This window comes from Sodalis sp. RH16, assembly GCF_047324245.1.
In the GTDB taxonomy this organism is placed as follows: domain Bacteria; phylum Pseudomonadota; class Gammaproteobacteria; order Enterobacterales; family Enterobacteriaceae; genus Acerihabitans; species Acerihabitans ligni.
In genome coordinates this window covers 87,951-113,870 of record NZ_CP178737.1, presented here as the reverse complement: position 1 = coordinate 113,870, position 25,920 = coordinate 87,951, and the positions used below count along the sequence as shown (strand labels likewise).

Annotated in this window: 23 protein-coding genes; 9 read left to right on the top strand and 14 right to left on the bottom strand. The window is 54.5% G+C overall.

Annotated elements, in window-relative coordinates; translation table 11 throughout:
• Positions 1 to 57: 57 nt before the first annotated feature.
• The gene (locus ACL2XJ_RS00530; RefSeq protein WP_413725328.1) at positions 58 to 1,668 is read right to left on the bottom strand and encodes a SulP family inorganic anion transporter; all 1,611 of its coding nucleotides are present in this window, start codon (positions 1,666 to 1,668) and stop codon (positions 58 to 60) included.
• A gap of 221 nt (positions 1,669 to 1,889) precedes the next feature.
• Entirely contained in the window at positions 1,890 to 2,180 is a 291-nt protein-coding gene (locus tag ACL2XJ_RS00525; protein WP_132926386.1) for a CsbD family protein, read from the bottom strand.
• A gap of 128 nt (positions 2,181 to 2,308) precedes the next feature.
• Here ACL2XJ_RS00525 and def point away from each other — a divergent pair, with 128 nt between their 5' ends.
• The gene (gene def, locus ACL2XJ_RS00520; protein WP_132926388.1) at positions 2,309 to 2,815 is read left to right on the top strand and encodes a peptide deformylase; all 507 of its coding nucleotides are present in this window, start codon (positions 2,309 to 2,311) and stop codon (positions 2,813 to 2,815) included.
• 40 nt (positions 2,816 to 2,855) lie between these two features.
• Here def and ACL2XJ_RS00515 read toward each other — a convergent pair whose 3' ends face one another.
• Positions 2,856 to 2,981 carry a YmiA family putative membrane protein gene (locus ACL2XJ_RS00515; protein ID WP_413725327.1) on the bottom strand — a complete coding sequence of 42 codons (126 nt, stop codon included), beginning with the start codon at positions 2,979 to 2,981 and terminating at the stop codon, positions 2,856 to 2,858.
• A gap of 740 nt (positions 2,982 to 3,721) precedes the next feature.
• On the opposite strand from ACL2XJ_RS00515, the gene ACL2XJ_RS00510 reads away from it, so the two are divergent.
• Positions 3,722 to 4,744: a hypothetical protein gene (locus ACL2XJ_RS00510; RefSeq protein ID WP_413725326.1), complete on the top strand. Its 1,023-nt coding sequence runs from the start codon at positions 3,722 to 3,724 to the stop codon at positions 4,742 to 4,744.
• Positions 4,745 to 4,980: 236 nt separating this feature from the next.
• Here ACL2XJ_RS00510 and ACL2XJ_RS00505 read toward each other — a convergent pair whose 3' ends face one another.
• Positions 4,981 to 5,586, bottom strand: a complete 606-nt coding sequence (locus tag ACL2XJ_RS00505; protein WP_413725325.1) for an NIPSNAP family protein — start codon at positions 5,584 to 5,586, stop codon at positions 4,981 to 4,983.
• 99 nt (positions 5,587 to 5,685) lie between these two features.
• On the bottom strand, positions 5,686 to 6,717 hold the full coding sequence (locus ACL2XJ_RS00500; RefSeq protein ID WP_413725324.1) for a LacI family DNA-binding transcriptional regulator: 1,032 nt from the start codon (positions 6,715 to 6,717) through the stop codon (positions 5,686 to 5,688).
• 362 nt (positions 6,718 to 7,079) lie between these two features.
• Here ACL2XJ_RS00500 and ascF point away from each other — a divergent pair, with 362 nt between their 5' ends.
• The 3 genes from ascF to ACL2XJ_RS00485 all read left to right on the top strand — a co-directional run bounded on the left by ascF (position 7,080) and on the right by ACL2XJ_RS00485 (position 11,519).
• On the top strand, positions 7,080 to 8,546 hold the full coding sequence (ascF, locus tag ACL2XJ_RS00495) for a PTS cellobiose/arbutin/salicin transporter subunit IIBC (RefSeq protein WP_413725323.1): 1,467 nt from the start codon (positions 7,080 to 7,082) through the stop codon (positions 8,544 to 8,546).
• A 45-nt stretch (positions 8,547 to 8,591) separates the two neighbouring features.
• Positions 8,592 to 10,025: a 6-phospho-beta-glucosidase gene (locus ACL2XJ_RS00490; RefSeq protein WP_413725322.1), complete on the top strand. Its 1,434-nt coding sequence runs from the start codon at positions 8,592 to 8,594 to the stop codon at positions 10,023 to 10,025.
• A gap of 417 nt (positions 10,026 to 10,442) precedes the next feature.
• Positions 10,443 to 11,519 (top strand): hypothetical protein, encoded by a 1,077-nt coding sequence (locus ACL2XJ_RS00485; protein WP_413725321.1) that lies wholly within the window; start codon positions 10,443 to 10,445, stop codon positions 11,517 to 11,519.
• Positions 11,520 to 11,579: 60 nt separating this feature from the next.
• Here ACL2XJ_RS00485 and ACL2XJ_RS00480 read toward each other — a convergent pair whose 3' ends face one another.
• The 3 genes from ACL2XJ_RS00480 to ACL2XJ_RS00470 form a co-directional block, all read right to left on the bottom strand.
• Positions 11,580 to 11,705, bottom strand: coding sequence for a hypothetical protein (locus ACL2XJ_RS00480; RefSeq protein WP_275956905.1), 126 nt, complete (start codon positions 11,703 to 11,705; stop codon positions 11,580 to 11,582).
• A 129-nt stretch (positions 11,706 to 11,834) separates the two neighbouring features.
• Positions 11,835 to 13,913 (bottom strand): polyphosphate kinase 1, encoded by a 2,079-nt coding sequence (gene ppk1 / locus ACL2XJ_RS00475; RefSeq protein WP_413726834.1) that lies wholly within the window; start codon positions 13,911 to 13,913, stop codon positions 11,835 to 11,837.
• Between the two features lie 174 nt (positions 13,914 to 14,087).
• A complete protein-coding gene (locus tag ACL2XJ_RS00470) occupies positions 14,088 to 14,273 on the bottom strand; it encodes a hypothetical protein (protein ID WP_413725320.1) in 186 nt (61 codons plus the stop codon).
• Between the two features lie 172 nt (positions 14,274 to 14,445).
• Between ACL2XJ_RS00470 and ACL2XJ_RS00465 the strand changes: the two genes are divergently transcribed.
• Together ACL2XJ_RS00465 and ACL2XJ_RS00460 are read left to right on the top strand one after the other, a co-directional pair.
• On the top strand, positions 14,446 to 16,272 hold the full coding sequence (locus tag ACL2XJ_RS00465; RefSeq protein ID WP_413725319.1) for a methyl-accepting chemotaxis protein: 1,827 nt from the start codon (positions 14,446 to 14,448) through the stop codon (positions 16,270 to 16,272).
• A gap of 203 nt (positions 16,273 to 16,475) precedes the next feature.
• Positions 16,476 to 17,381, top strand: a complete 906-nt coding sequence (locus ACL2XJ_RS00460) for an Rpn family recombination-promoting nuclease/putative transposase (protein WP_413725318.1) — start codon at positions 16,476 to 16,478, stop codon at positions 17,379 to 17,381.
• A 12-nt stretch (positions 17,382 to 17,393) separates the two neighbouring features.
• Here the strand turns inward: ACL2XJ_RS00460 and ACL2XJ_RS00455 are convergent, their stop codons facing one another.
• The 6 genes from ACL2XJ_RS00455 to ACL2XJ_RS00430 all read right to left on the bottom strand — a co-directional run bounded on the left by ACL2XJ_RS00455 (position 17,394) and on the right by ACL2XJ_RS00430 (position 23,957).
• The gene (locus ACL2XJ_RS00455) at positions 17,394 to 18,356 is read right to left on the bottom strand and encodes an isoaspartyl peptidase/L-asparaginase family protein (RefSeq protein WP_413725317.1); all 963 of its coding nucleotides are present in this window, start codon (positions 18,354 to 18,356) and stop codon (positions 17,394 to 17,396) included.
• A 62-nt stretch (positions 18,357 to 18,418) separates the two neighbouring features.
• Positions 18,419 to 19,411, bottom strand: a complete 993-nt coding sequence (locus ACL2XJ_RS00450; protein ID WP_413725316.1) for an ABC transporter ATP-binding protein — start codon at positions 19,409 to 19,411, stop codon at positions 18,419 to 18,421.
• Between the two features lies 1 nt (position 19,412).
• Positions 19,413 to 20,435 (bottom strand): ABC transporter ATP-binding protein, encoded by a 1,023-nt coding sequence (locus tag ACL2XJ_RS00445; protein WP_413725315.1) that lies wholly within the window; start codon positions 20,433 to 20,435, stop codon positions 19,413 to 19,415.
• Between the two features lie 21 nt (positions 20,436 to 20,456).
• Positions 20,457 to 21,308 carry an ABC transporter permease gene (locus ACL2XJ_RS00440; RefSeq protein ID WP_413725314.1) on the bottom strand — a complete coding sequence of 284 codons (852 nt, stop codon included), beginning with the start codon at positions 21,306 to 21,308 and terminating at the stop codon, positions 20,457 to 20,459.
• On the bottom strand, positions 21,305 to 22,243 hold the full coding sequence (locus ACL2XJ_RS00435; RefSeq protein WP_413725313.1) for an ABC transporter permease: 939 nt from the start codon (positions 22,241 to 22,243) through the stop codon (positions 21,305 to 21,307). The genes ACL2XJ_RS00440 and ACL2XJ_RS00435 overlap by 4 nt, the downstream gene beginning before the upstream one ends.
• A 118-nt stretch (positions 22,244 to 22,361) precedes the next feature.
• Positions 22,362 to 23,957 carry an ABC transporter substrate-binding protein gene (locus ACL2XJ_RS00430; RefSeq protein WP_413725312.1) on the bottom strand — a complete coding sequence of 532 codons (1,596 nt, stop codon included), beginning with the start codon at positions 23,955 to 23,957 and terminating at the stop codon, positions 22,362 to 22,364.
• Positions 23,958 to 24,228: 271 nt separating this feature from the next.
• Here ACL2XJ_RS00430 and ACL2XJ_RS00425 point away from each other — a divergent pair, with 271 nt between their 5' ends.
• Positions 24,229 to 25,221: a GntR family transcriptional regulator gene (locus ACL2XJ_RS00425; protein WP_413725311.1), complete on the top strand. Its 993-nt coding sequence runs from the start codon at positions 24,229 to 24,231 to the stop codon at positions 25,219 to 25,221.
• A complete protein-coding gene (locus ACL2XJ_RS00420; protein WP_413725310.1) occupies positions 25,211 to 25,906 on the top strand; it encodes a creatininase family protein in 696 nt (231 codons plus the stop codon). The genes ACL2XJ_RS00425 and ACL2XJ_RS00420 overlap by 11 nt, the downstream gene beginning before the upstream one ends.
• The last annotated feature ends 14 nt before the right edge of the window (positions 25,907 to 25,920 follow it).

Below are 25,920 nucleotides of genomic sequence, written 5' to 3'. Positions count from 1 at the left end.
AATTGTTACATGACTTGCCGTTTTTGGACAACCCCAGATTAGTCAACACTTTCTGTACTACGGTCTCTTTAACGCCGCTTTAAACGCATCCGACACGCTCCAGAAACAGCAATCGTCGCTCGCCAGCCAATGGGGGCCGGCTACGCGAAACAGGTCGCGAAGATCATCCTTTACCCGCGCCAGCAGAAGCGTGCGCCCGGTTTTCGCCAAACGCACCTGGCATTCAAGCAAGGCATCCATTGCCGTGCTGTCAAAATCCGGACTTTCTTCAAGTGAAAGAATGACCACCCGGATGGCCGAATCCGCCTCGGCCCAATCGGCCACCACCGCCAGCACCCGTTCCGCGTTGGCAAAGAACAGCGGCTCCATGGGCCGCACCATCAAAATCCTCGGGTCTGTCTCGGTTTTCTGGTTTCTGGCCAAATCGACAAAATCATGGGTGCCGGGAATTCTCCCAAGGCGGGCAATCCGTGCGGCGGAGAACCGTTGCAGCAGGGCCAGTAAGGATAAGCCAACCGCAATCATCATGCCGTCGAGCACGCCAAACCCAATCACGGCCAGGGCGGCGGCCGTCGCCACGATTTCGTCGCGCCGAATGTGCCAAAGCCGCAGGACAGGCCCCGGATTGAGCGCGTGAAACAAGGATGCGATAACGACGGATGCCAGCACGGGCGCCGGCACCAGCGCCACCAGAGAGCGGCCCCACAGGCTGAGAATGATCAATACTATCATGGCTGCGAGGCCGGCATAGCGTGTCCGCGCCCCGGCGGATTCCGCCGCGGAAGATGCGGAAAAACCCGCCCCTACCGGCATGCCGTGCAGCAGCCCGGCGACAGCGTTGGCGAAGCCCAGTGCAACCAGCTCGCGGTTGGCGACGACTTTGTCGCCGTGCAGCAGCGCAAGGCCGCGGATTGACCCCCAGGACTCGGCGAAAAGAATCAAAAACAGCGGCACCGAGAGTTCAATAATTCGTGACCAGTCATCAAGGGAAAGCGCGGGCCAGGAGAGTCCGGGCATCGCGATGGCGATGGCCCCCACCAACCCCACATGGTATGCCGGCAGGTCCACCAGCGCCGATAGCAGCACGCCGGCGGCAAGCACCAGCGCCGAGGCCGGGAAGCCACGCCATCGCCGCAAAACCGCCAGACTGAGCAGCGCCGAAACCCCCAGCGCCACCGACGCGATATGGAATTGCGGCAAGGCTTCGGTTAAATGCCAGATCAACGGCAGGATGCCGCTGTCTCCGTTTGGTGGCAGCGTAACGCCGGCGATGGCGGGGATCTGCTTGATGGTAATGGTCAATGCAATCCCAAAAGAAAAGCCGCTCAGCACCGGGCGCGAGATAAAACTCGCCAAGGCGCCGGCACGCAAGGCGCCGGCAACCAGAAAGCATAATCCGGCCCCGAGGATTGCCGCATCGGCCACCAGAGCGCCCTGGGGCACCTGCCGTTGCATTGAAATGATCAGCGCTGCCAGAATGGCCGCCGATGATGAGGTGGGCGCGACCATGGCGAACCGGCTTCGTCCCAGCAGGGCATAGATGCCAAGACCGACAATGGTGGCGACGATCGCGTGGTCCGGCGACATGCCGGCAATAGCCGCATAAGCGATGGCCGAGGGCAGCAAGAGGCCGGCCACTGATATCCCCGCCAATACTTCTTGTTTCATTCTGAGACGGCCAAAAGTGAATTCGTTGTATATGCGTTTTTGATGCAGCACTCGCCAAAAACGATGGGATCCCGCATTGTCGTCTCCCTATCGCCATCGGAGCAGGCGGCAGGCTTGAGCTTTCAACAGTGTGTACCACATTGGGGTGAATGGCGCCATCCGACAATCGATGCGATAAGGAGGTAAAGAGGGGGAAAGGGGCGGGCAAACGCCCCGGGAAGTTATTTCCGGCCCAGTATAAAGCCCAGCAGGAGACCGATGGTACCGATTGCAGCAAGCCCTACGAGCGGATATTCACGGACCTGGTCACGGGCCCCTGTGACCGCATCGTTAAAGACTTCCGAGACCTTTGCCGTAGCCTGCCGTGCCGCACCTTTTGCTTGTTGGTCAGGAGAATCCACCGCTTCGCCGAATTTTTTCTGGGCGGCGCCGGCGAGACCTTCAGCTTTGTTCTTCGCAGAGTTAGCCAAATCATCGAATGCTTCATCATTTGGTTTTGTAATATCTGACATAACTATTCCTCTTTTTATTATTCACAAGAATAAGGATAGTTAATATTTGCCAATTGTACTAATTGACAATAAATCCAGGCCATGGAAGGATAAAAAAACGGGGCGGCCTATTGTAGAAGGAAAAATAAGTGACTGAATATACTTTGATTTATGTGCCGGACCCCGCGCTGCGGGCTAAATCACAGCCTGTCTCTACCTTCGGGGCGGAGCTGCGGGAGCTTGTGGATAATATGGCGCGGGTCATGCGAGAGGAAAAAGGCGTCGGATTGGCGGCGCCGCAGCTGGGCATATCGCAGCGCGTGATTGTGTTGGAAGTGGCGCAGGCTCTGGAACGCGACGGTGAGCTCATTGAGCCGGTCCCCTTGACGGCGCTGATTAATCCGCAGATCACTCCGGTAGGCAATGATAAAGCCGAAGGCTGGGAGGGTTGCCTGAGCATTCCAGGACAACGCGGCTACGTCGAGCGCTGGCGCCACATTACCTATACGGCGCAGGATATCAATGGGCGGGCAGTGCAAGGGCGGGCAAGCGACTTTCATGCACGAATTATTCAGCATGAAGTTGATCATCTGGACGGCATATTATATACCGATCGCACTGACCAGGTTGAGACCTTCGTTCGCCCCGCGTCCTGATCCCTAATAAAAAAATTTCCCACCCGGACGTCGCTATTCCTTACGCGTTATGCTTAGCCAGCAATCGAAAGAGGACAAGCCCGACGGCAAGCCAAAATGCGGCAGAAATCAAGAACACGGCAAGCCAAGCTTTGCGCTTGAGCTCATGGTCGGTTTTGTTGTCCATTCAATTACCCGGTAAGTCAGCAGGTCATACTGATTTATCGGTTGTTTTCCAACTATCCTTTAATGTAAAGACGATTGCGCCGAGTCAGGCAGAAAAAACCGCCCAAGGTAGGAGCTCGGACGGAGTTTGTAGAAATAGCGCCCTCAGAGCCAACCTCAAGCGCTATATAATTAGTATAGATATAATTTCGAATGTAACAAGTTATCCGGCAAATATAAAAATCCGCCGCAGCGGTTCGTCACGTTAACGAGATGATACAAAGGGTCACCGTATCAGGATATTTGCTCCTGACGGTTCTTTTAAGGCTAGATGAAAAGGCTAGATGAAAAAGCTAGCTTAATCGTATAAAAACTAAATATATAATTATTTAATACATTCGCGGCAGGCGAAAAAATCAACCCGGACCGCCGCGTTTCCCTGACCGGCGTGCCAACATGCCATGATCATCAGCAGGGCTAATATGAATAGAGTTATTACCTGAATGCCGAGGTGTTGGCGAGAGCCGCGGCGGATTCACTTTCTCATCAATGACAATGATTAATATTAGTTTTTATCCTCTTTTTTATCGCAATGATGCCCATTAAAGATTTTTTGGTACATTTTCCGTTCTATGACTAATATTAATATGGCTAATGTTATGGATTGATTAAATGCTGTCGTTAGCCATGAGTCGCAGAAATTTACCTTCACGCAACTGCGATCCGACAATAACAAGTCTGGCGATAAATGGAGATTTCAACATGATCGAAAATTCAACCACTGCACCTGGACATTACAACGATACATTGGTTGAGCCGGTAAATGGCGTTCCGCTCAAGCGTATTTCGTGGAGCGCCGTTTTCGCTGGTGTCATTATTTCAATGGTGGTCTATTTACTGTTGGCTATATTGGGTACCGCCGTCGGTGCCAGCACCATTGATCCGTTGAAAGAACAGAATCCCCTTGAGGGCTTAGGAACCGGCGCCGCCATTTGGACCGGCGCCAGTATGCTGATCGCCATAGCCGCGGGTGCTTACTTCAGCGGACGCCTGGCTCAGCGCGAAGGGGCGCTCCACGGGCTGTTAATGTTCGGCGTGAATACCTTGATTTGCGCCTGGTTCCTGATTGTGGTGGTCAATAGCGCCATGAGCGGCGCAATGAGTGTGGTGGGATCGGGGCTGCAAATCGTCGGCAAAGGTATTTCCGCCGCCGCGCCGCCGGTCACTCAAATGGTTAAAGATAAACTGGGAGAAAATAATATTAATCTCGACAGTTTACAGAATGAAATTGAAACCACTTTACGTCAGACGGGTAAACCGGAACTGCAACCGGAGAATCTGCAAAATAAAGCGCAGGGCGAAGCCAGCAATGCTCAAAATCAGGCATCTGATACTGCCAATCATCCCCAGACCGCGGATACCGATGTGGCTAATTTTATTCAAGGCCTGATCCAGCGTAATCAGGATACTTTCCAGGCCGCCGATCGCGATGCGTTGAAAAATATCATCAAGGCGCGCACCGGCAAGAGCGATCAGGAAGCCGACCAGACCGTCGATCAAATTGAAAAAAGCTATCAGCAGGCCCGTGCGCAATATGAACAGCTAAAACAGCAGGCGGAACAAAAGGCGCGGGAAGCCAGTGATAAAGCGGCTGCCGCGACGGCCAAGGCCAGCTGGTTCACCTTCTTCATGCTGCTGGTGGAAGCCGTTCTGGCCGGCGTGATGGGAATGGTGGGCCGTCGTACCCAGCCCCGCCCGGTGGTGGCTCAGCAGCGTCCGCTGTAAGTCTGCGGAGCTACGTCAAAGGGAGAGATGAATATTTCCCCCTCAGACTGCTGACAAAGTACTCGAAATTAATAGGGAGAGATAGGCTGCCAGAAGAGTAAACCGTCCGCGCCCTGGATGGCGCGGATCGAGCCTCCAGGGAGGGATTTACGGCGTGTTTACGATCTGGCAGCCTGTCCCGATCAGGCACTTTGTCGACAAACTCGGGGAGATAAATATATCTCCCCATAATGATTTTAGTTGTGAATGATAGGCAATAGGATGCTGTTTTTGGCGTGATCTATCTGTTCAGGCCCGCCGCGGGGAGGCCATAGTTTCAATGAGTAATACTTCTCACGGAGCCTGGCGCGTTCCTCCAGTGATTCAAATGCCCAAATATGTACGATGCGAGGTAGGCCGTCCAGGGCGTACATATTGATAATGAGGTGCGATGTATACTCCTCAGCGGGCCGCAGCGCTTTTTCCCAGGCGTCAATGGTGGGCTGAAGGCCGCCGGGTTTAAGGTAATAGGTGCGCAGTTCGAAATATTTTCCCATGGCGACCGGTTTGACTTCCGGCAAGAACGGAAATTTTTTAAAGCTTTCTCTCGATTCCGTGATGCCTTGCATGTCCCCGATAAATTCACCTGGTCCGGTCAATGCGCGTTCACGGGCTTCTACATGCCGATTCAGGTCGGGATAGGCCCGTAACAGGACAACCTGAAAAAGATCGCCTATTTCCGTTCTCCATGCCCCCAGTAACTGACTTTCCCTGCTATTGTCGCGGGCGGACTGGATGCATCGGTCCGCCGTTTGTTTCAAGCTAAGTGCCGTCGCGCTGATTCGGCAGAGTTCATAAATCATATGCGCCTCCCGTTTTACGTGGCTCTAGTTACCTGCATTGCGTGTAAGAGTGAACTTTCTTGCGCTGTATTGCACGTTAGTTCCATTACAAAGGTGATCTTATACGGTCATATCACTGTCCGCCCAGGGCCCTTTCGCCACGGAATCACGAATCATCAACTCCGCGATGAAGGTTTGGCGTTTGTTGATCTCCCCGCCATCCAGTATGTCGACAAGTTTATCAACGATGGCCGCGATCATTTCGGATACCGGAATCCGTACGCTTGAAAGCGACGGCCGGCAGTAGGGCGCCATGGGGATATCGTCAAAGCCCAGCAGGGAGACCTGGTGGGGTACGTCGATACCGGCATCGCTCAGCGCTTTTAGCGCACCGATGGCCATATCATCGTTGCTGGCCACCATTGCGCTGAAGGACACCCGTTTGTCGAGCAGGCTGTGCACCGCCGCGGCGCCGCTGGCGGGAGTCCATTTGCCCTGGTAGATGCGATCGTTGTTTAACGGGATCCGGCGCCCCTCGAGGGCCGCTTTATAACCGGCCAGGCGCTGCAGGCCGGTGGGGGAATCCAGCGAGCCGGTAATAAATGCGATCTCCCGGTGGCCCTGCTCAAACAGATAATTCACCGCGCGGAAGCTGGATTCCCGGTGATCGGTATATATGCAGTAGCTGTCATTTTTGAGCAGCTTGCGGTTGATAACCATAATGGGCTGTTTGTGCTGATGAATGATTTCATCAAGGGCATCAATACTGATAAACCGCGGATAGATAATAATGGCATCGCAGCGCAGATCCAATAAGAACTGGATCGCCGCCCGCTCCTCTTCGGCGCTGTGCTTGCCGTCCGCCAGAATAAGCTGGCGGCCGTGATCTTCCGTCATTCGCGCCACCTGGAACAGCAGTTCGCTGAAATAGGTGCCATGGTAAAGCGTGTTGGTCACCACCAGGCCGATGCTTTGCGATTTGCTGGTGGCAAGGTTGCGCGCCAGCAGGTTGGGGCGATAACCGCTCTCTTTGATGGCCTTGAAGACGCGCTCCTTGGTGGCAGGGCTGACATAACCGTTGCCTGACAATACCCGCGAAACCGTCGCTTTGGAGACGCCCGCCTTGTGCGCCACTTCGAGCATTGTCGTCATATCGTCTCTTTTACCACTTCACGTATTGTCGTCATATCGTCTCTTTTGCCAACAAAAAGCTCGCGGCTCAGTTTACGTGATTTATGCCGGCGTTTCAGCAATCCCGTCATGTCGGCCCTTGGCCAGAACTTAGCGCTATTTTTTTATAGTACTGTTTTTAAAAGTAAAAATACAATCCACTGTGTAGACGGTCAATTTAGTGACAATGTTCACAAATTTAACATTTTGTAAATTTTAGCTATTGCCAAATCTATCTAAATTAATCATTCTTTTATGAAACCGGTTTCTTATGTCAATCACTTCTTCTTGAATTTTTCATTGAGAAATCTCCGTATTTCCCGCTACTGCGAGATAAAAATTAAATGGCGAAGAACTACGCGGCAACCGCAAAATCCATTGTCGAAGCCATCGGCGGTTTCAGCAATATCGAGGCTTTAACCCACTGTATGACGCGCCTGCGTTTTGTGGTTAAACATACAAATCAGGTGGATACCGCGGCCCTGAAGGCCATTGATGGCGTGATGGGCGTGGTGCATAACGAAAGGCAGTGCCAGGTGATTATCGGCAATAACGTCGCGCTGGCCTACGCCGAAGTGCTCAAGCTCGGCCAGCCCGGGGGAACCGGGCCGGCGGCCGGACCGGAGAAAAAAAGCCGAATAACCCTCAGAGGCATCGGCGCCGGCATTCTTGACGCCCTGATCGGCACCATGTCGCCGTTGATTCCCGCGATTATCGGCGGCTCGATGGTGAAACTGCTGGCGATGATCCTGGATATGGCCGGGGTATTCGACAAGGGTTCGTATACGCTGGCCATTCTTAACGTCATGGGGGACGGCGCGTTTTTCTTCCTGCCCATCATGGTGGCCGCGTCCGCGGCGGTGAAATTTAAAACCAACCTGTCGCTGGCGATAGCCATTGCCGGCGTACTGGTTCATCCGGCGTTTATCGATCTGATGGCCAAGGCGGCGCAAGGGCAGCCGGTGGAATTCGCCTATATCCCGGTAACCGCGGTGAAATACACCTATACGGTGATCCCGGCCCTGTGCATGACCTGGATACTGTCTTATATCGAAAAAGGCATTGACCGAATTACGCCGGCGGTGACCAAGAATTTCCTCAAACCGATGCTGATTGTGCTGGTGGCCACCCCCATCGCCATTGTCATCATCGGACCGCTGGGTATTTGGATCGGCAGCGGTATCTCCGCGGTGGTGTATACCGTCCACAGCTATCTGGGCTGGCTGTCGGTGGCCATTATGGGGGGGCTGTGGCCGCTGCTGGTAATGACCGGCATGCACCGCGTTTTTACCCCGACCATCATCCAGACCATTGCGGAAACCGGCCGGGAAGGGATGGTGATGCCGTCGGAGATCGGCTCCAACCTCTCCTTGGGCGGTTCTTCCCTGGCGGTGGCCTTTCGCACCAAAAACCGGGAGCTGCGCCAGACCGCGCTGGCGGCGGCCGCGTCGGCGATTATCGCCGGCATTTCCGAACCGGCGCTGTACGGGGTGGCGGTGCGTCTGAAGCGGCCGCTGATCGCCTGTCTCATCAGCGGATTTATCTGCGGCGCGGTGGCCGGCATCGGCGGGCTGGCAAGCCATTCCATGGCGGCGCCGGGCCTGTTCACCAGCGTACAGTTTTTTGATCCGGCCCACCCCATGAGCATGGTCTGGGTGGTGGGTGTGATGATTCTGGCGGTGGTTGTCTCGTTTATCACCACGCTGATTCTGGGCTTTGACGATCTTCCGCAGAGCGAGCCGCCGGCGGTTTCCGACAATGCGCCACGGGCGGAGCCCGAAGTGAGCGCGCTGAAAGGCCAGACCTCCTGAACCGGCTTTTGCAAACCATGACAATTTAGAAAAAAGAGGTATTACATGTCCGACAGCAGGTTTCCGGCGGGTTTTTTATGGGGCGGCGCGCTTGCGGCGAACCAGTGCGAAGGCGCGTATCGCGAAGGAGGAAAAGGCCTGGCGACGGTGGATATGCTTCCCCACGGCCCCCACCGCATGCCGGTGAAGCTGGGTCTGGAAAAGCGTTATACATTGCGCGGGGATGAATTTTACCCAAGCCACGACGCCATCGATTTTTATCATCGTTACCGGGAAGACATTGCCCTGATGGCGGAGATGGGGTTCACCGTCTTTCGCACTTCTATCGCCTGGAGCCGCATTTACCCTAAAGGGGACGAGACGGCCCCAAATCAGGCGGGCATCGACTTCTATCGCGATTTGTTCCTGGAGTGCCGCAAATACGGCATCGAGCCGCTGGTGACCTTGAGTCACTTTGATGTGCCGATGCATCTGGTCATTGAATATGGATCCTGGCGCGACCGGCGCATGGTGACGTTTTTTACCCGTTATGCCCGCACCTGTTTTGAGGCGTTCAACGGGCTGGTGAAGTATTGGCTGACCTTTAATGAAATCAATATTCTGCTGCACAGTCCTTTCTCCGGGGCCGGGTTGGTGTTTGAAGCGGGTGAGAACCCCGAGCAGATAAAATACCAGGCGGCCCATCATGAGCTGGTGGCCAGCGCCCTGGCGACCAAAATCGCCCACGAAGTCAATCCTGGAAATCAGGTGGGGTGCATGCTGGCGGGGGGCAATTTCTATCCCTATACCTGTAAACCGGAAGACGTCTGGGCAGCGCTGGAAAAAGATCGTGAAAACCTGTTCTTTATTGACGTGCAGGCGCGGGGCGCCTATCCGGCTTATGCTGCGCGCGTGTTCCGGGAAAAAGGCGTCAGCATCGTTATGGAGGAAGGGGATGCGGCGATTTTACGCCGGCACAGCGTGGATTTTGTCTCTTTCAGCTATTACGCGTCCCGCTGCGCCGCCGCGGACATGGATGAACACAACACCAGCGCCGCCAACGTTGTAAAATCATTGAAAAATCCGCATATTGCCGCCAGCGAATGGGGGTGGGGAATTGATCCCCTGGGACTGCGTATCACCATGAACATGATGTACGACCGTTATCAGAAGCCGCTGTTCCTGGTTGAAAACGGCCTGGGCGCGCGGGATGAAATCAATGAAAACGGGGAAATCATCGACGACTACCGTATCGGCTATCTGCGTGAGCATATCGGCGCCCTGGCTGATGCCATCGAAGACGGCGTCCCGGTGATGGGTTATATCATGTGGGGATGCATTGACCTGGTATCCGCGTCTACCGGCGAGATGAGCAAGCGCTATGGCTTGGTGTATGTGGACCGGGACGATAACGGCAAAGGCACCCTGTCCCGCAGCCGGAAAAAATCCTTTTACTGGTATAAAAAAGTCATCGCGTCCAATGGCGGCGACCTGGCCTAATGCCGATCCGTGTTTACCCGGCGCATGGGTGCGCCGGTCCACGTTATGAAACTCTTAACTGAATGATGCATTAACTGTCCATGTGAAATGCTTTTTATTGACCTGCCTAATTTTTTTAATGCTTTGCTAATAACACTTGCAAGTTTATAAATCAGCCGACTTATCAAAATTATCGGGATAACTGGGAAAGTATATTTTAGAACTATACCCTATATTGTCTGGTTAATTATTATAGGCTTGTCTGTAAAGCGACGCGCTGGAATAAACTATTTGCCTATAACCAAGGTAGGCCTTATAGTGTTTCAAAATGCTTAAGACCCGATAAGAATGTTAGCTTAAAGGTTTGATGTTTATGCTATTGATATATTGATAGCAAGCATGACTTATTGTTTTAATCCATCTCAGAAAGGACTCACCATGAATGAAATCAATACGCCAAGGACTTGGAGTTGTTTTCCCTGTTGCTCATTATCAAACACAAGGGAACCCAATACTTCCCAAGATTGGGGTATTCACGTTCAGGGGGCAGCGAATACCGCCTTCCCCCCCGCCGCTTCCGCTGAAGGTCCTGTAACAACTCAGCCATGCGAACGTTTCTTGACGGCGGTTGGGACGATACCGAACCGGACCGTGGCCAGTACGACTGCCCAGCCGGCGGATCGCTTCCAGCCTTCGGCGGCCAGGGCGTTCGGATCATGTGAAGACATTATCGGTAGCCGAAGGGTGGGCAACGTCAATATTCTGGCTACCGGGGGTATTCAGCCAGACAGCTTTATAAAAGATTTTACCCAGCGCTGCCAGGACAGTATGTTTGACTTGGCGGGCAGCCATGCCAGCGCCGTCAAGCAGCGCTTTGAACAAAATTACGGCCGGGATATTTTGCATGATTTCAAAGATTATGCGGTAGTGAATTTCATTATAACTGAATATATCAAACGGCATGCTGATGTATCTCCAGAGGGAGTTCGTGGATTTGAGAAGATTAAAAAAACGTTTGGCATCCTATTAAAAACGGATCCTTTAAATAGAAAATCAATTTTTTCTAACTCCAGAAATACCGAAAATCGGGACAAATTGGAGAAAATATCTCTGTCCATAAAGCAATGCATTGAGCTTTTATTTAATAAAAATGATTTCGGCCCTGGTGATTTTATGCTGCAAGAGCTGGTTCTCGATTTTATTTTATTATTTCACTTTTCAAAAGAAAATGTGGATGTCAAACAGATTTTAAATCGCAAAGAAATGCTGAGGTTTTTGATATCACCGTATAGAGCCTCGTTAGCAAAGGGTCGGGACTCGCGTATAAACGGTTACTCTAGAGGTGATAATAGGGGATATATCAGCGTCATAGCATCAGATCTTGACTATATCCGTAATAGTGTGGCAGAGCTGGTCTTGACAACAACATCTTTTAGAGAAAAGTTAGCCAAAACATCCTTTCAGGATATTTTGGCTTTGGGCCAGTCTGTGAATGAGCAGTCGTCCGCGCCTTGATTGACCTGACTTCCCCCCTTTCACTGTTGCAATGCGGCCGGTAAGGGCGTCGGTTCAAAATTATTTAAGTACAGACACCATGGCATCGCCACGGCCGCCGTGGCCGCCGTGACCATGCCACCAAGGACAGCCATTTAGGGACACGGTGATTGCAATAATACCGATACACATCAGAAAACGTCGCATAGTTAACTCCTTTTAAAGGTAGTTCAAGTATTATCCATAAAGAGAATTAATCAATGCGGCCAGCCTGTTTATTAAAGAATTGCAATGTGCCCGCCGGCGAACGAATCGCTCGGACGCCCGGCATGTTCTTCATTCAACAGCGCATTTATCGAGGACAGCGGCCTGTGTGTCATCAGACTGCTCGGGGTTTTGCAGGTAATGATAGACCGCATACTGCCCGCGCACTTTGCGCCGCCGTCCGCGCTGGACATAGTGGTTACTCATCCCCTGATCGAGGATGCGCGCTTTTACCGTGTCGCTGAACAGCAGGTCAAGAATATCGTTTACCTGATTGCGCAATTCATCGCTGAGCAGTTCCACGCCCACTTCGATACGGTTATCAATATTGCGGGTCATCCAGTCGGCGGAAGAAAGAAACAGCCGGGGGACACCTTTATTATGGAACTGATAGACCCGGTCGTGTTCAAGGAACCGATCGAGGATGCTGATAACCTGGATATTCTCGCTGACGCCCGGCACACCCGGGGCTAGCGTGCACATGCCGCGTACCAGCAGGCGAACGGGCACGCCGGCGGCGGAGGCGGCATACAGCCGCTCTATCAATCCCGTATCCACCAGGTTATTGACCTTGAGCCTGATCCCCGACGGCAGACCGGCGGCGGCGGCGGCTATTTCGGCATCGATTAACCGGTACAGCCGGATGCGGGCATTCAGCGGGGACACAATAAGCCAGTTGAATTTTACCCGACGGTAGGGATTCTCGATAAAACTGAACACCTGCCGCACTTCGTTGGTGATGCGTTCATCTTTGGTCAACAGAGCGTAATCCGTGTACAGCCGGGCGGTGCTTTCGTTGAAATTGCCGGTGCCCAGATGGGCATAGCGCACCAGCTTACCGTCTTCGAGGCGGCTGATGAGAAACAGCTTGGAATGTATTTTGAGCCCCGGCACCGAAAAAACGACCTGCACGCCGGCGCTTTTCAGCCGGCGCGACCATTCCAGATTGGCTGCTTCATCAAAGCGGGCCTGGAGCTCCACCACTACCGTCACCTTTTTACCGTTGCTGGCGGCATGAATCATGGCGTCCATTACCCGGGAATGCCGCGCGACCCGATAAATATTGATCCTGATGGTGACCACGCTGGGATCGAAGGAGGCATGACGCAGGATTTCAAGCGTATGTTCAAAGGTATGGTAGGGGTAATAGAGCAGGATATCCCGTACGCTGATGGCGTCGAACATATTGCGGTAACCGGTGAAATGCGGGTGTTGCAGCGCGGGTAGGGGCTCGTTCACCAGCCGTCGCTTGCCCATATCGGGAAAGCGGATGAAGTCGCGGAAATTATGATAGCGTCCCCCGGCGATCACCGAGTCGTGATCTTCAATGCCCAGTTTGTCATACAGCATGGTCAGCATATCCGCCGGCATATCACGCTGATACGTCAGGCGCACCGGCTCCGCTTTCAGCCGCTGTCTGAGTCCGGAAGACATCATTTCGGGCAGGCTGGTATCGGTCTCCATGGTCAGGTCGAATTCCGCATCGCGGGTCATTTTCATCGAATAGGCCTGGATGGTATCGTAATCGAAGAACACGCCGAAAATGTCATCCAGGCAAAGACGCATCACGTTATCCAGCAGGATCAGCGGCCTGCGGCGCCGCGATCCGGCGTCGGCGGGCAGGGAAATAAAACGCGATGTCTTGTCGGAAGGAATCTCCAGCATGGCATAGCGCGCCGACGCGCCCTGGATCATTTCCACCACCAGATAGGTGTATTCATCACGCAGGAAGGTGACCAGGCTGGTATCGGGTTCAATCAATATCGGAAAAAGCAGCGTTCGCAGCGACTGGCGAAAATAATTTTTCAGCCATTGACGCTGCGCTTCGGAAATCTGGTTTTCATTCAGCAGAAATATCTGGTTGCGCGCCAGTTCACGGAGCAGGTCATTATATAAAGCGTCGAATTTATCGTTGCTTTGCCTGATGCGCTGTTGTACCTCGTTCAGTAGCCATATGTCGGTATCCGTTTCCAGGGCCTCGCTGATGAGTCGCCGCCGCCGCAAATCGGCAAAGCGGACCTTATAAAACTCATCGCGGTTGCTGGAGTAGATGCCCAGGAAGCGGATACGCTCCACCAGAGGGTTGCGGGGATCTTCCGCTTCCTGCAATACCCGTTCGTTGAAGGCGAGCCAACTCAATTCCTTGTCCATATGAATGTTATGGGGCACGGCAACTCCTTGTATAACAGACAATGATGAGAGTTATTATGGGAGTCGTTGATGACAATTATTCGTGTCTGGCCTCAGATTCATAAAAATATTTTAATCTCGTCATGTGCCGACCGGATACCCGGTCAGCGCACCCAAGCCGGGCGCAAAGCCGGTTCAGGCTGGGGCAATCAGCGCATTGAGTCGTTCAATGGCGCAGCGGACCGCCAGCCGGCGGCCCAGACGGTCGTACCACTGCACAACATGGGGATGGTTATCCTGGGCGATTCCGGCGGTTTTCCGCCGTGCCGGCGCGCTGTCTTGGAAATATCCGCTGGGTTTATTAAAAATAATCCCCTGCATTAACTCGAAAATAGCTAAAACGCCATTATTAGGCAATTGCCATAATAATCATAGGCGCATGTACAGTCGGCACAAAATATCCTAAAGAACGGGACGAAATGGCCGATAGCATGGTTGAACATTTTATTATGTATTAGTCGTCTGGATAGGTTAATTTATATGGAAAGCTATTATGATTAATTTAAAAAGTAAAATAAACAGCTTTAAAGTATCCCATAAGCTCTACTTGGGATTTGGCATTATTTTATTATTGGTGGTTATTTCCTCAGGATTGAGTGTCCAACGGTTTAAGTCCATACGCGATATTTATGAAAAAACCAATTTAATCTATAATATCAATATCGATGTCTTCCAGGTTAAAGTCAATCGCGTTAAATATCTGTATTCCCTTGATGACGGCGTACGCAAGGTGATGGCCGGGTTTATCGATCACGCCACCTTGCTGACGCAAGAAGCACAGGCGTTGCCCTGGGATAAAACCTCCCGCGATAATCTTGATGGTATTGCCCTGTATCTCGGCGATTTTAATAAATCGTTAGAGAATATGAGCGCTTACGCCAAGAAAATGGTTGAGATTAAATCGCAATTGCATGACCTGTATAGTGAGAATGCCCTCGACGCCTTCAAAACCGCCTTGCTTACCCAGACACTGGGTGCGGATTTGGAGAATAAACTCAATGGATTTGCCTTATCTTTTAGTGAAATCAAAGAAAACGCCTACAATCTGCAGTTGAAAGGCAACGATGATGCCCTGGCCCTGTTGCAAAAAAATTATGCGGATGATGAGAAAAAATACCAGGACTTGGCCGCCAGCCTGACTCCGGAACAAAAATTGCAGCTCGATACTTTGTGGGGTTATTTTGGCCGATATAAGAATCTCAGCGAGACCTATTATACAAACTACAAGAATTTAAACGCGGCCGAAAACAACGTCAAGGCCGCCGGGGATAAGAGCAGTGCCGCGGTTAAAGTCATTATCAATGCCGTGCAGAAAAAAAATGATGCATTGGCCTATAGGTCGGCAGGCATTACCATTATTATAGGCTTTATCGCAGTGATTTTCGGCGTTTTGGTTTCCTGGTATATCACCCGGCAAATTACCCGGCCGGTGCTGAACAACCTGGCGGTTGCCGAGCGTATCGCGGATGGCGATCTCAGCGGGTCGATAACCTCCGATCGTAATGATGAACTGGGGCAGCTTACCGCGTCCATGGCGCGCATGAATGCCAAGCTGCGTACGATTATTTCCGATGTGCGCGACTGCGTCGGCACCGTGGCGTCGTCGGCGGCTAAAATCGCCATGGGCAACACAGATCTTTCCTCACGCACCGAGCAGCAAACCACCGCCGTGGTGGAAACAGCCGCCAGCATGGAGCAGCTCACCTCGACGGTGAAAAACAATGCGGAAAACGCCAAACATGCCAGCCTGATCGCCGGCGAAGCCACTCAAAATGCCCATCAGGGCGGTGAAGTGATGAAAAATGTCGTCACGACCATGGACGCCATTTCATCCAGTTCAAAGAAAATTTCCGATATTACCGCCGTCATCAACAGCATTGCTTTCCAGACCAATATTCTGGCGCTTAACGCGGCGGTGGAAGCGGCGCGCGCCGGTGAACAGGGCCGCGGATTCGCGGTGGTAGCCAGCGAAGTGCGCAGTTTGTCGCAGCGCAGCTCACAGGCGGCGAAAGAAATCGCCATGCTTATCGGCGAGTCCGTTTCGCGCATTGACGCGGGTTCCGCATTGGTGGCGCAGGCCGGCGATACCATGCAACAAATAGTCGCCTCGGTCATGCGGGTGAATGATATTATGGGGGAAATTTCTTCCGCCTCGGAAGAGCAGAGCCAGGGAATAGAACAAATCGCCCGCGCCATCGGCGAACTGGACACCACAACCCAGCAGAATGCCGCCCTGGTGACCGAATCCTCAATTGCCGCAGGCACGCTCGAGGATCAATCGGCGGTACTGGAAAAACTGGTGGCCAGCTTTATTTTATAGCGGCTGCCTGTATGAACTTAGATTAACATTGGTCGGGCGAAACGATACACGCCTGGCTGATTTGGAAAATCCCGCGGATAAATCCCTGTCCGGACCTGAAGCCCTTCATTAAAATGCGAAATATCTCGAAAATTTATATTGCGCTTTAGCTTCTCGAAATGGTGTTTATATTCTGTAGATATTCACACCGCTACAGTGCGCCGATGAAAACTTTCCCCACACCCCATGATTCGTTATTCAGGAAATTTTTTGGCGATGTCGATGTTGTCACCGATTTCCTGCAAATACATCTGCCGACGGCGCTGCAAGACATGTGCGATTTTAGCACGCTGACTATGACCTCCGGCTCTTTTGTCGAAGATGACCTGTGTACCCAGTACTCCGATATGATTTACAGTATGCAAACGTCGGAGGGTGCCGCTTATCTTTATTGTCTCATTGAGCACCAGTCCAGCGCGGACGAGATGATGGCGTTTCGTCTGCTACGTTACAGTATTGCTGCCATGCATCGTCACCTTGAGCAGGGGAATAAAAAATTGCCGCTGGTCATACCCCTGCTGTTTTATCACGGAACCCAGAGTCCCTACCCCTACAGCACTCGTTGGCTGGATTGCTTTCACAACCCAGCCATAGCGCAAACGCTATATTGTCAGCCATTTCCCTTGGTGGATGTGACGGTTATTTCGGATGATGAAATCAAAACCCACCGAAAAGCGGCATTGCTGGAGTATGTGCAAAAACATATTAGGGAAAGGAACATTAACACTCGGCTAATGGATATTGTCTTTTTGCTGAAGCGGGCACAGCCCAGCAAAGAACAGATGAAATCGCTGCTACGCTATCTGGCGCAGGAGGGAAATGCCCTTGACTATAAAGTCTTTTTCAGTATTCTGGCAAAAAATACGCCACGTTACAGGAAGGAACTGATGACTATTGCGGATCAATTGGAACAGAAGGGATTACAGAAGGGATTACAAAAGGGACGCAGCGAGCAAGCGAGAGTAATCGCCCGTAATTTGCTGTTCATGGGCCTTGAACGTGCCGCAATTGCGCGTGCCACCGGATTGAGCCATGCTGAACTCGATGGGCTAATGGATTCTACGGTCTAGGTTAAAAACCTATCATAAATCCACCGGATAGAGTTCGGCATGGCTGGCGACATATGCTCGTCCGTCAGGCAATACCCAGCCCCTGAACATGCCCAGCGTGTTGAATGGGGCGGTGATATTGCCTTTTGCATCAATGGCCACGGCGCCGGCGCCAACGCCCTGCTGTTTAAACTCTCCAAGGATAAGGTGCGCAGTCGCCTCCTCGATGTTTTCTCCGGCGTAGACTATCCGGCTGGCGATATCGTGGGCCAGCACGTGGCGGATGAAATACTCCCCCTGGCCGGTGCCCGATATCGCACAGATGCCGTCCCGGGCGTAGGTGCCCGCGCCGATCAACGGGCTGTCGCCGATGCGCCCGGCGGGCTTGTTATTGTATCCCCCCGTGGAGGTGGCGGCGGCAAGATGTCCCTGGCCGTCAAGGGCCACCGCGCCAACGGTGCCGTGCTTTTCCGCTTCTTTCGCTGCTTTATAGGTGCCTGCCGTCTGATGGCGGCGCATGGCCGCGAGGGCTTCGACGCGGCGGGGAGTGGTAAAATAATCGGCATCAACGCAGGCCAGACCGTGGGCCAGGGCGTAATTGTCCGCGCCGGCGCCGCCCAATAACACGCTGTCGCCGGCATCGAGCAGATGGCGGGCCGCTAAAATGGGATTGCGGATATGCCTGGCCCCGCATATCGCCCCGGCGGCCAGCGTGGCGCCATACATAATGGCCGCGTCCAGTTCATGCTCCCCGTCGGCATTCAGGGCCGCGCCGTAGCCGGCGTTGAACCAGGGCGAGTCTTCCATCACCAGCACCGCGGCCTGTACGGCATCCAGCGCGGATCCCCGGGCGTGCAGCACGCGCCAGCCGGCCGCCAGCGCCTGTCTGAGCGCCTCGCGGGCGGCATGCCACTCGTCCGCTGTCATCTCGTGTTCCGCCATCACGCCGCAGCCGCCGTGGAGCGCCAATGCTATCGGGGAGACAGTCTCAATCATGCTGTTTACCTTATTATTGCTTCAATTGCATTATGCCCGGAAATGGGCGAATTCATCATGCTTTACGCCCAGTGGCAGGCGACCTTCAGTCCCGATGATTTCACCGCCAATATCGGGCGTTCGACCCGGCAGAGATCGGTGGCCTTGGGACAACGGGTATGGAACCGGCAGCCCGACGGCGGAGCCAGCGGGCTGGGCAGCTCGCCTGTGAGGCTGACGTTTTTTCCCCGGTCGGCGGGATCAAGGGTAGGGGCGGCGCGCAGCAGCGCCTGGGTGTAGGGATGAAGAGGCGTCTCATATAAAGTCTCGGTATCGCCTACCTCCACCACTTCTCCAAGGTACATTACCGCCACCCGGTGTGAAATATGGCGTACCAGCCGCAAATCGTGGGCGACAAACAGCACCGTCAACGACAGCTTTTGCTGTAAATCCAGCAGTAGGTTCACCACCTGCGCCTGGACGGAAACATCCAGCGCCGAGACCAGTTCATCCGCCACCAGCACTTCCGGTTCCACCGCCAGAGCCCGGCTGATGCCGATGCGCTGGCGCTGTCCGCCGGAAAACTCATGGGGATATTTGTCGATGGCATCCGCGGGCAGGCGCACCAGCGTCATCAATTCGCGGATCCGGGCCGGGATCCCTTTCTTCGGCAGGACATGGTGCACCGAAAGGGCTTCCTTAAGCATTTGGCCAACGGTCATTCTCGGATTCAGCGAGCCGTAGGGATCCTGGAAAATCATCTGCACCTGACGGTTGAAGCTGCGCCGCTGATGACCTCGCAGTTCGGCGATATCCTGTCCCTTGAAACGCACGCGCCCGTCGGTGGCCGTTTCCAGCCCCACCAGGGTGCGTGCCAGGGTGGACTTTCCACAGCCGGATTCGCCGACAATGCCCAGCGTCTCGCCGCGTGTAATCTCCAGTCGCACGCCGTTAAGCGCCTGGATGAATTTTTTCGGCTCACCCTTTATATATTGCGAGAGGGATTGCTTAACCGGGAAATGCACCATGGCGTCTTCCACGCTGATAATGGGGATCTCGCGAGAGGGATTGCTCATTTCATGCTCTCTCCAACTGCTCAGCCAGGTATGTCTGAATACGCTGATGGTGATGGCAGGCCACCTGCCTGTTTTCCGACAGCCGGTCCAGGGTCGGCACCTGCAGCCGGCATAAATCAGTGCTGTAGGGGCAGCGGGGGTTAAAGCTGCACCCCAGGGGCAGATCCAGCAGCGAAGGGGGAGTGCCTTCGATTGAACGCAGCGCGGTGCGCGCATCGCCGGACTGGGGAACCGACGCGATAAGTCCCTGGGTATATGGATGGCGGGGACGTTGCAGTAAGTCCGCCACCGGTGCGGTTTCCACGATGCGCCCGGCATACATCACGGCAACGCGATCGCAGAGCTGCGCCACTACGCCGAGATCGTGGGTGACGAAAATAATTCCCATGCTGAGCTGATCACGCAAAGTGAGCATCAGCTTGAGGATTTGTTCCTGAATGGTCACATCCAGCGCGGTGGTGGGTTCGTCCGCCAGCAACAGCCTGGGACTTCCCGCCAGGGCGATGGCTATCATCACGCGCTGGCGCATCCCGCCGGAGAACTGGTGCGGATAATCGTCAAGGCGGCTTTCCGGCGCGGGAATGCCCACCTGGTTCAGTAACTCGATGGCGCGCTGCCGCCTGGCCTTCCGGTTCAGTTTGGTATGGGCGTGCAGGCTTTCTTCAATCTGCCGCCACACGGTGAGCACCGGGTTGAGGGCTATCATCGGCTCCTGGAAAATCATGGCGATTTCCCCACCGCGCACCGCGCGCAGGGCGGCGGCATCCAGTTCGGCCAGTTCGCGCCCTTGCCATTTTACCGACCCCGTCACCCGTGCCGAGGCGGGCATCAGCTTTAACAGGGATCGTAGCGTCACGCTTTTACCCGAGCCGGATTCTCCCACCAGTCCCAGAATTTCCCCCTGCCGCAGCGTCAGGCTGACGTCTTGTATGGCGGGCAATTCGCCGCGGGCGGTATGAATGCGGGTATTGAGGTTGGTGACCTCTAACAGCGCGGGTTCGCGTCCGCTTAATGGCGTATTCATCAATGTCACTCCGCGGTTGGGTTAACGGCTGCCGGGACGTAAAAGTTCCGCCAGGGTATCGCCGAGCAGGCTGAAGCCCAGGCCGGTAATCACAATGGCAACGCCGGGGAATATCGTGATCCACCAGGCGGTATCCATGAAGTTTTTGCCCGAGGCGATCAACACTCCCCATTCCGCCGTGGGCGGCTGCGCCCCCAGCCCGAGATAGCCCAGGCTGGAGCCGAGCAATATCGCCAGCGCCATGTCGGTCATCCAGTACACAAGCGTAGTGGTGACCACGTTAGGCAATAAATGGCGGAAGATGATGCGCAGGTGGCTGTATCCCATAACCCTGCCGGCGGCGATATAATCCAGCCGTTTTTGCACGCTGACCTCGCCGGCAATCAGGCGGGCGTAAAATACCCAGTAGATGATGCCCACCGCGATATACATACTGTTCAGCCCCGGGCCCAGAATGGCCACGATGGCAATCACCAGCACCAGCAGCGGGAAGGTAATCACCGCGTCCACCACGCGCTGGAACAGGGTTTCCACGATACCGCCGTAAAAGCCCACCAGAAGTCCCATTAGGGTACCGAATATCATGGGAAACAGCGTGGTGAACAGGGCTATCTCCAGATCGATGCGCCAGGCATAAATCACCCGGCTAAACACATCACGGCCGAAATTATCGGTACCGAACAAATGCTGGGCGGAAGGGCCTTTGAGGATGGCCCGATAGTCGAACTGCAGCGGATCAAACGGCGCTATCCAACCGGGGAAAAACGAGGCCGCCAAACCGAAGGCCAAAATCAACAGGCTGAGCAGGGAAGGCCAGGGCAGGTGGTTACGCCATGTACGGGTCAAAGAGCGTCGCAGCGGCAGGGTTGTCATCTTGCCCTCCTGGGGTCGAGCATCACCTGAACGATATCGGTGGCTAAAAAGATCAGCGAAACCAGCACCGCCAGGACAATAACCAGTCCCTGAACCATGGGGTAGTCACGGCTGAAGATGCTGTCCACCATCAGCCGGCAGATACCCGGTACGGCAAAAACGGTTTCGGTAATCACCGCGCTGCCGATAATGGTGCCGATGTTAAGGGCAAACAGGGAAAGCATGGGAATAAGCGAGTTGCGCAAAACATGGCGTAGCAGGACAACGCGGTTGCTCAGCCCCTTGGCCCGGGCAAAGGTGACATATTCTGCATCCAGTACGGCGATGATGGATGCCCGCAGGCTGTTCATCAGTACTGCGGTGAGACTCAGGGCCAGGGTCATGGACGGCAGAAAAAGGTGCCACACTTTGTCAATGAACGTATCGCCATAGCCGCCCACCGGAAACAAATGCAGGTGGGCTGAAAAGAGGGTCAACAAGACCAGGCCGATATAGAAAGGCGGCATGGAAAGCGTGACCTGGAAGGAGCCGCGGATGGCCATGTCACCCGCGCTGTTGCGCCTCAGGGCGGAGTAAAAAGCCAGCGGGATGGCCATGAGCAGGGCAAAAAATCCCGCCATGGCGGTGAGCAGCAGCGTCACCGGCAGACGATCGACAAGCACGGTGGTGACCGGCGCATGCAAGGCGAACGAGTTACCCAGATTCCCCGTTGCCACCTGGCGGACAAACAGGAAAAACTGCACCGGCAAAGGCTTGTCGAGGCCCAGTTCGCTATTGATGCGCGCCACATCGGCATTGGTGCTGCGATCCCCTATCATGGCGCTGGCCGGGTCCCCCGGCAGCAGGCGGACGATGGTAAACGTCACCACCAGAATAACCAGCAGCGTCGGGATAATCAGCAGAATGCGTTTGAGAATGTAGGTCAGTTCAGGCACCCGGCCCTCCAGTGACTAGGTACAAAGCAGGCGGCCTTGCCGCCTTGCTGGGCATACCAGTAATCTTTCGCGTTGCAGCCGCGTTGGCTGCGCTATCTGCGATGGACGATGCCAAAAGTTATTTCTTGCTCAGCCAGGTGGCGGTGAAGATATTGTTCCCCAGGGGGATCTGCACAAAATCATGCACGCTCTTTTTCAGCGCCACCGGATAGGAGCTTTCATACAGCGGAACCGTCGGACCGGTGCTGTTGTAGATGTCCTGGATCTGCTTGTAATCCGCCGCCCGTTTAACCGGGTCCATCTCCTTTTGCGAGGCTTCAAACAGCTGGTCTACCTGGTCGTTTTTCCAGCCGGAATGCAGCGCATCGATATTCTTTGAATAGGCGAAGTAGGAGGCGATTTCATTGGGATCGGCAATATCGTCGGTCCAGGGGGACAGGCGCATGTTGAAATCCCCTTTACGGTAACGCTCGGTACGGGTGGCGTTATCCACCTGGCTGATGGTGACGGTAACGCCAATCTGCGACCACATTTGCTGCAGGGCGGTGGCGATGCTGATGTCGTCTTCGTTGCCGGCCAGGATCATCAGGCTGGTGCTAAAGCCTGACGGATAGCCCGCTTCCTTCATCAGGGTCTTGGCTTTCGCCACGTCCACCGGATACAAGGGGGCCGTGCCGGAATTCAAGGGGGTGGAGGTGGACATAAAGGAGGTCATCGGCTTGCCGATGCCGTAGGTTACCAGCTGGATCACGCCCTCTTTGTCGGTGGCGTAGTTCAGCGCCTGGCGTACCTTGGGCTGCGCCAGCGGGTTGGGTTTGCCGTCGATTTGCGGCCGCACGTTCATACTGGCGTATTCCACGCGGGTGGAAGGATACAGCACCATGTTCAGCGACGGCTGGCCCTTTAATTCATTGACCCGGGAGTAGGGAATGAATTCGGCGCCGTCCAGTTCGCCGGACTGCAGCTTCAGGATACGGGTCGCATCGTCAGGCACGATTTCAAAGGTGATGTTGTCGAGATAAGGCAGCGCTTTGCCATCCTCGCCCTTGCGCCAATAATAGGGATTGCGCGTAAGCGTCATGGTGGAGTTATGCTGCCAGGCTTTCAGCACAAAGGGTCCGGAACCCACCGGATGCTCGGCGAAGGCGGTGGCTTTTTCGCGATCGGTGCTGCCCGGCGCGGCCTCGAAGGCTTTCTCCGACATGATGGACGTGTTGAAGACCGTCAGGGCGGTGAGAATGGCCGGGTCGGGATGGGACAGGTTGATGACCACGGTCTGCGGATCCTTGATGGTGACGCTATCGATTGCGCTGACCATAAACTGCCAAATTCCGTTACCGGGTTTACTGGCGCGTTCCAGTGACCACTTCACGTCTTGGGCGGTAATCGGCGAGCCGTCTGAAAAACGGGTGCCGGGGCGCAGCGTCAGGGTCACGCTCTTGCCGTCGCCGGCCACTTGCCAGGCGGTGGCCAGGCCAGGCTCGACGCCTTTGCCGTCGCGGGTAGGCTCAAGCAACGTATCGTACAGATTCGAAAGAATCCAGATGTCGTTATTGCTGTCGTTAAACACCGGCTCTAGAAACGTGCTGTCGGCATAGCGCCCGTAAACCAGCGTCCCGCCGCGTTGCACGGCGTCGGCGGCCTGGGCGGCCGAGAGGCCCAGAGCGCTTGCCGTCAGTAATGCTATCAGGGTTATTTTAGATAATGCCGTCATTGCCACGCCCCTTTGATCGTCGAAAAATGTGATCGTTACGCAGCATCAGGCTGCGGAATGATGGTGCTGTTGCCGATCTGTTCTAGTGTACTGGTACAATATTTGAGTCATCTGTCACACAATGTCAATAATCTGTCTTAAAAAAGCGAGATATTATTTTCCTATAGTGAGCTAAAACAGTTCTTTAACTCTCCTATAGGCAAATCCGGCTTGCATTTCAGTAAAAATCAATATTACTGTATTAGTGCGCTATTACACCTGAAGGCTCATTATGGATTTTCATTTGGATCGCAGTTCACCGCTTCCCCTCGGGGTACAGCTGCGCGGGCTGATTGAATATGCAATCACTTTCGGCGCGCTGAAAGCGGGCGAGAAACTGCCTTCCGTCCGGGTTATGGCGGAAATGGCCGGAGTGGCGCCCATGACGGTCGCACAGGTTTACAGTGAATTGAAAGAGGCGGAGCTGGTATTCAGTAAGCCCGGCTCCGGCACATTTATCGCCGACGCCAAACAGTCGCTTCCCTCGGGTATGCCGGACAGCGGCCTGCTGTATCAGCGGATAGACGACCTGCTTGAGTGCGGTATCGGTATGGGTCATACCGTCCAGGAACTGGGGCAATTGGTCATCGGCCGGTTCAACGACCGGCAGCGGAATTTCAGTCAAAAACGCGTTTTTCTGGTGGGGAATTTCATTGCGTCCGCCCGTGACTATGCTGCGAGCGTTGCCGAAACGCTGGGAAACAGCGCATTAGTCGAAGCCACGACGGTCACCGACCTCAAGAGCGACGAACTCCTGCGGCGGCGGGCGGCGGCGGCGGATTTGCTGCTGACGTTTGCCCATCGCCGTCGCGAAGTCAGCCAGCTGTTGCCGGGTGCGCGGGTGATGAATATCAATCTTATCCCCTCGGAGAATACGCGCCGCGCCCTGGCTTCCCTGGATCCGCTGACCCGCGTGCTGGTGGTGTCGATTTTTCCCGAGTTCACCGCCTTGATGAGCGAGGGGGTTAAGCGGTTTGCGCCCCATGTTGACCATATTACCGTGATCCAGCGTGACGATCCTTCCCTTGCGGCACAGTTGCCGCAGGCGGATACGGTGGTCTACGCCACCGGCGCCGAGGAGCTCGCCGCCGGGCTCAAGCCGGGCCAGCAGGCCTTTGAATATCGCCACGTTCCCGATACGGGGGATATACAGCGGGTGGTCCTGCCGCTCTTGCAACGTGATTTCGGCAATGCACTTGATAGTAAGGAATTCAATGAAAATTAGTGACATGAATTGGCAGCAGGTGGAAAGCTACCTGTCCACAGACGATCGCGCCATCGTACCGTTAGGCAGCACTGAACAGCATGCCTTTCTTAGCCTGTCGGTGGATTCCATCCTGGCGGAAAAGATCTCGACGGATGCCGCCGAAGCCTACGGTATACCCGTTTTTCCCGTTCTGCCCTTTGGCATGACGCCGGCGTTCAGCGATTATCCGGGCACCATCAGCCTGAGCATGCGTACCTATACCGCTCTGCTCTACGACATTCTCAACAGCCTCAAACGCCAGGGGTTCCGGCGCATCCTGCTGGTAAACGGCCACGGGGGCAATTCTCCGGCGCAGAACATCATCAGCGAATGGATGGTGCATAATCCGGAGGTGACGGTACAACTGCATAACTGGTGGAACGCTCCTTTGGCATGGGCCAAAGTCACCGCCATCGATCCCGTGGCGTCTCATGCCTCATGGATGGAAAATTTCCCCTGGACGCGGCTGGCCGGCGTGGCGCAGCCGGATAGCCAAAAGCCCATGGTGAACCTGGCTCAATTGCGCAAGATGAATCCGACCCAGGCCCGCAGTTATCTGGGGGACGGCAACTACGGTGGTTATTACCAGCGGCCGGACCATGAGATGCTGGCTATCTGGCAAACCGCCATTGATGAGCTGCGCCAGATTATCGAATCACTATAAACAAGCTCAAACAG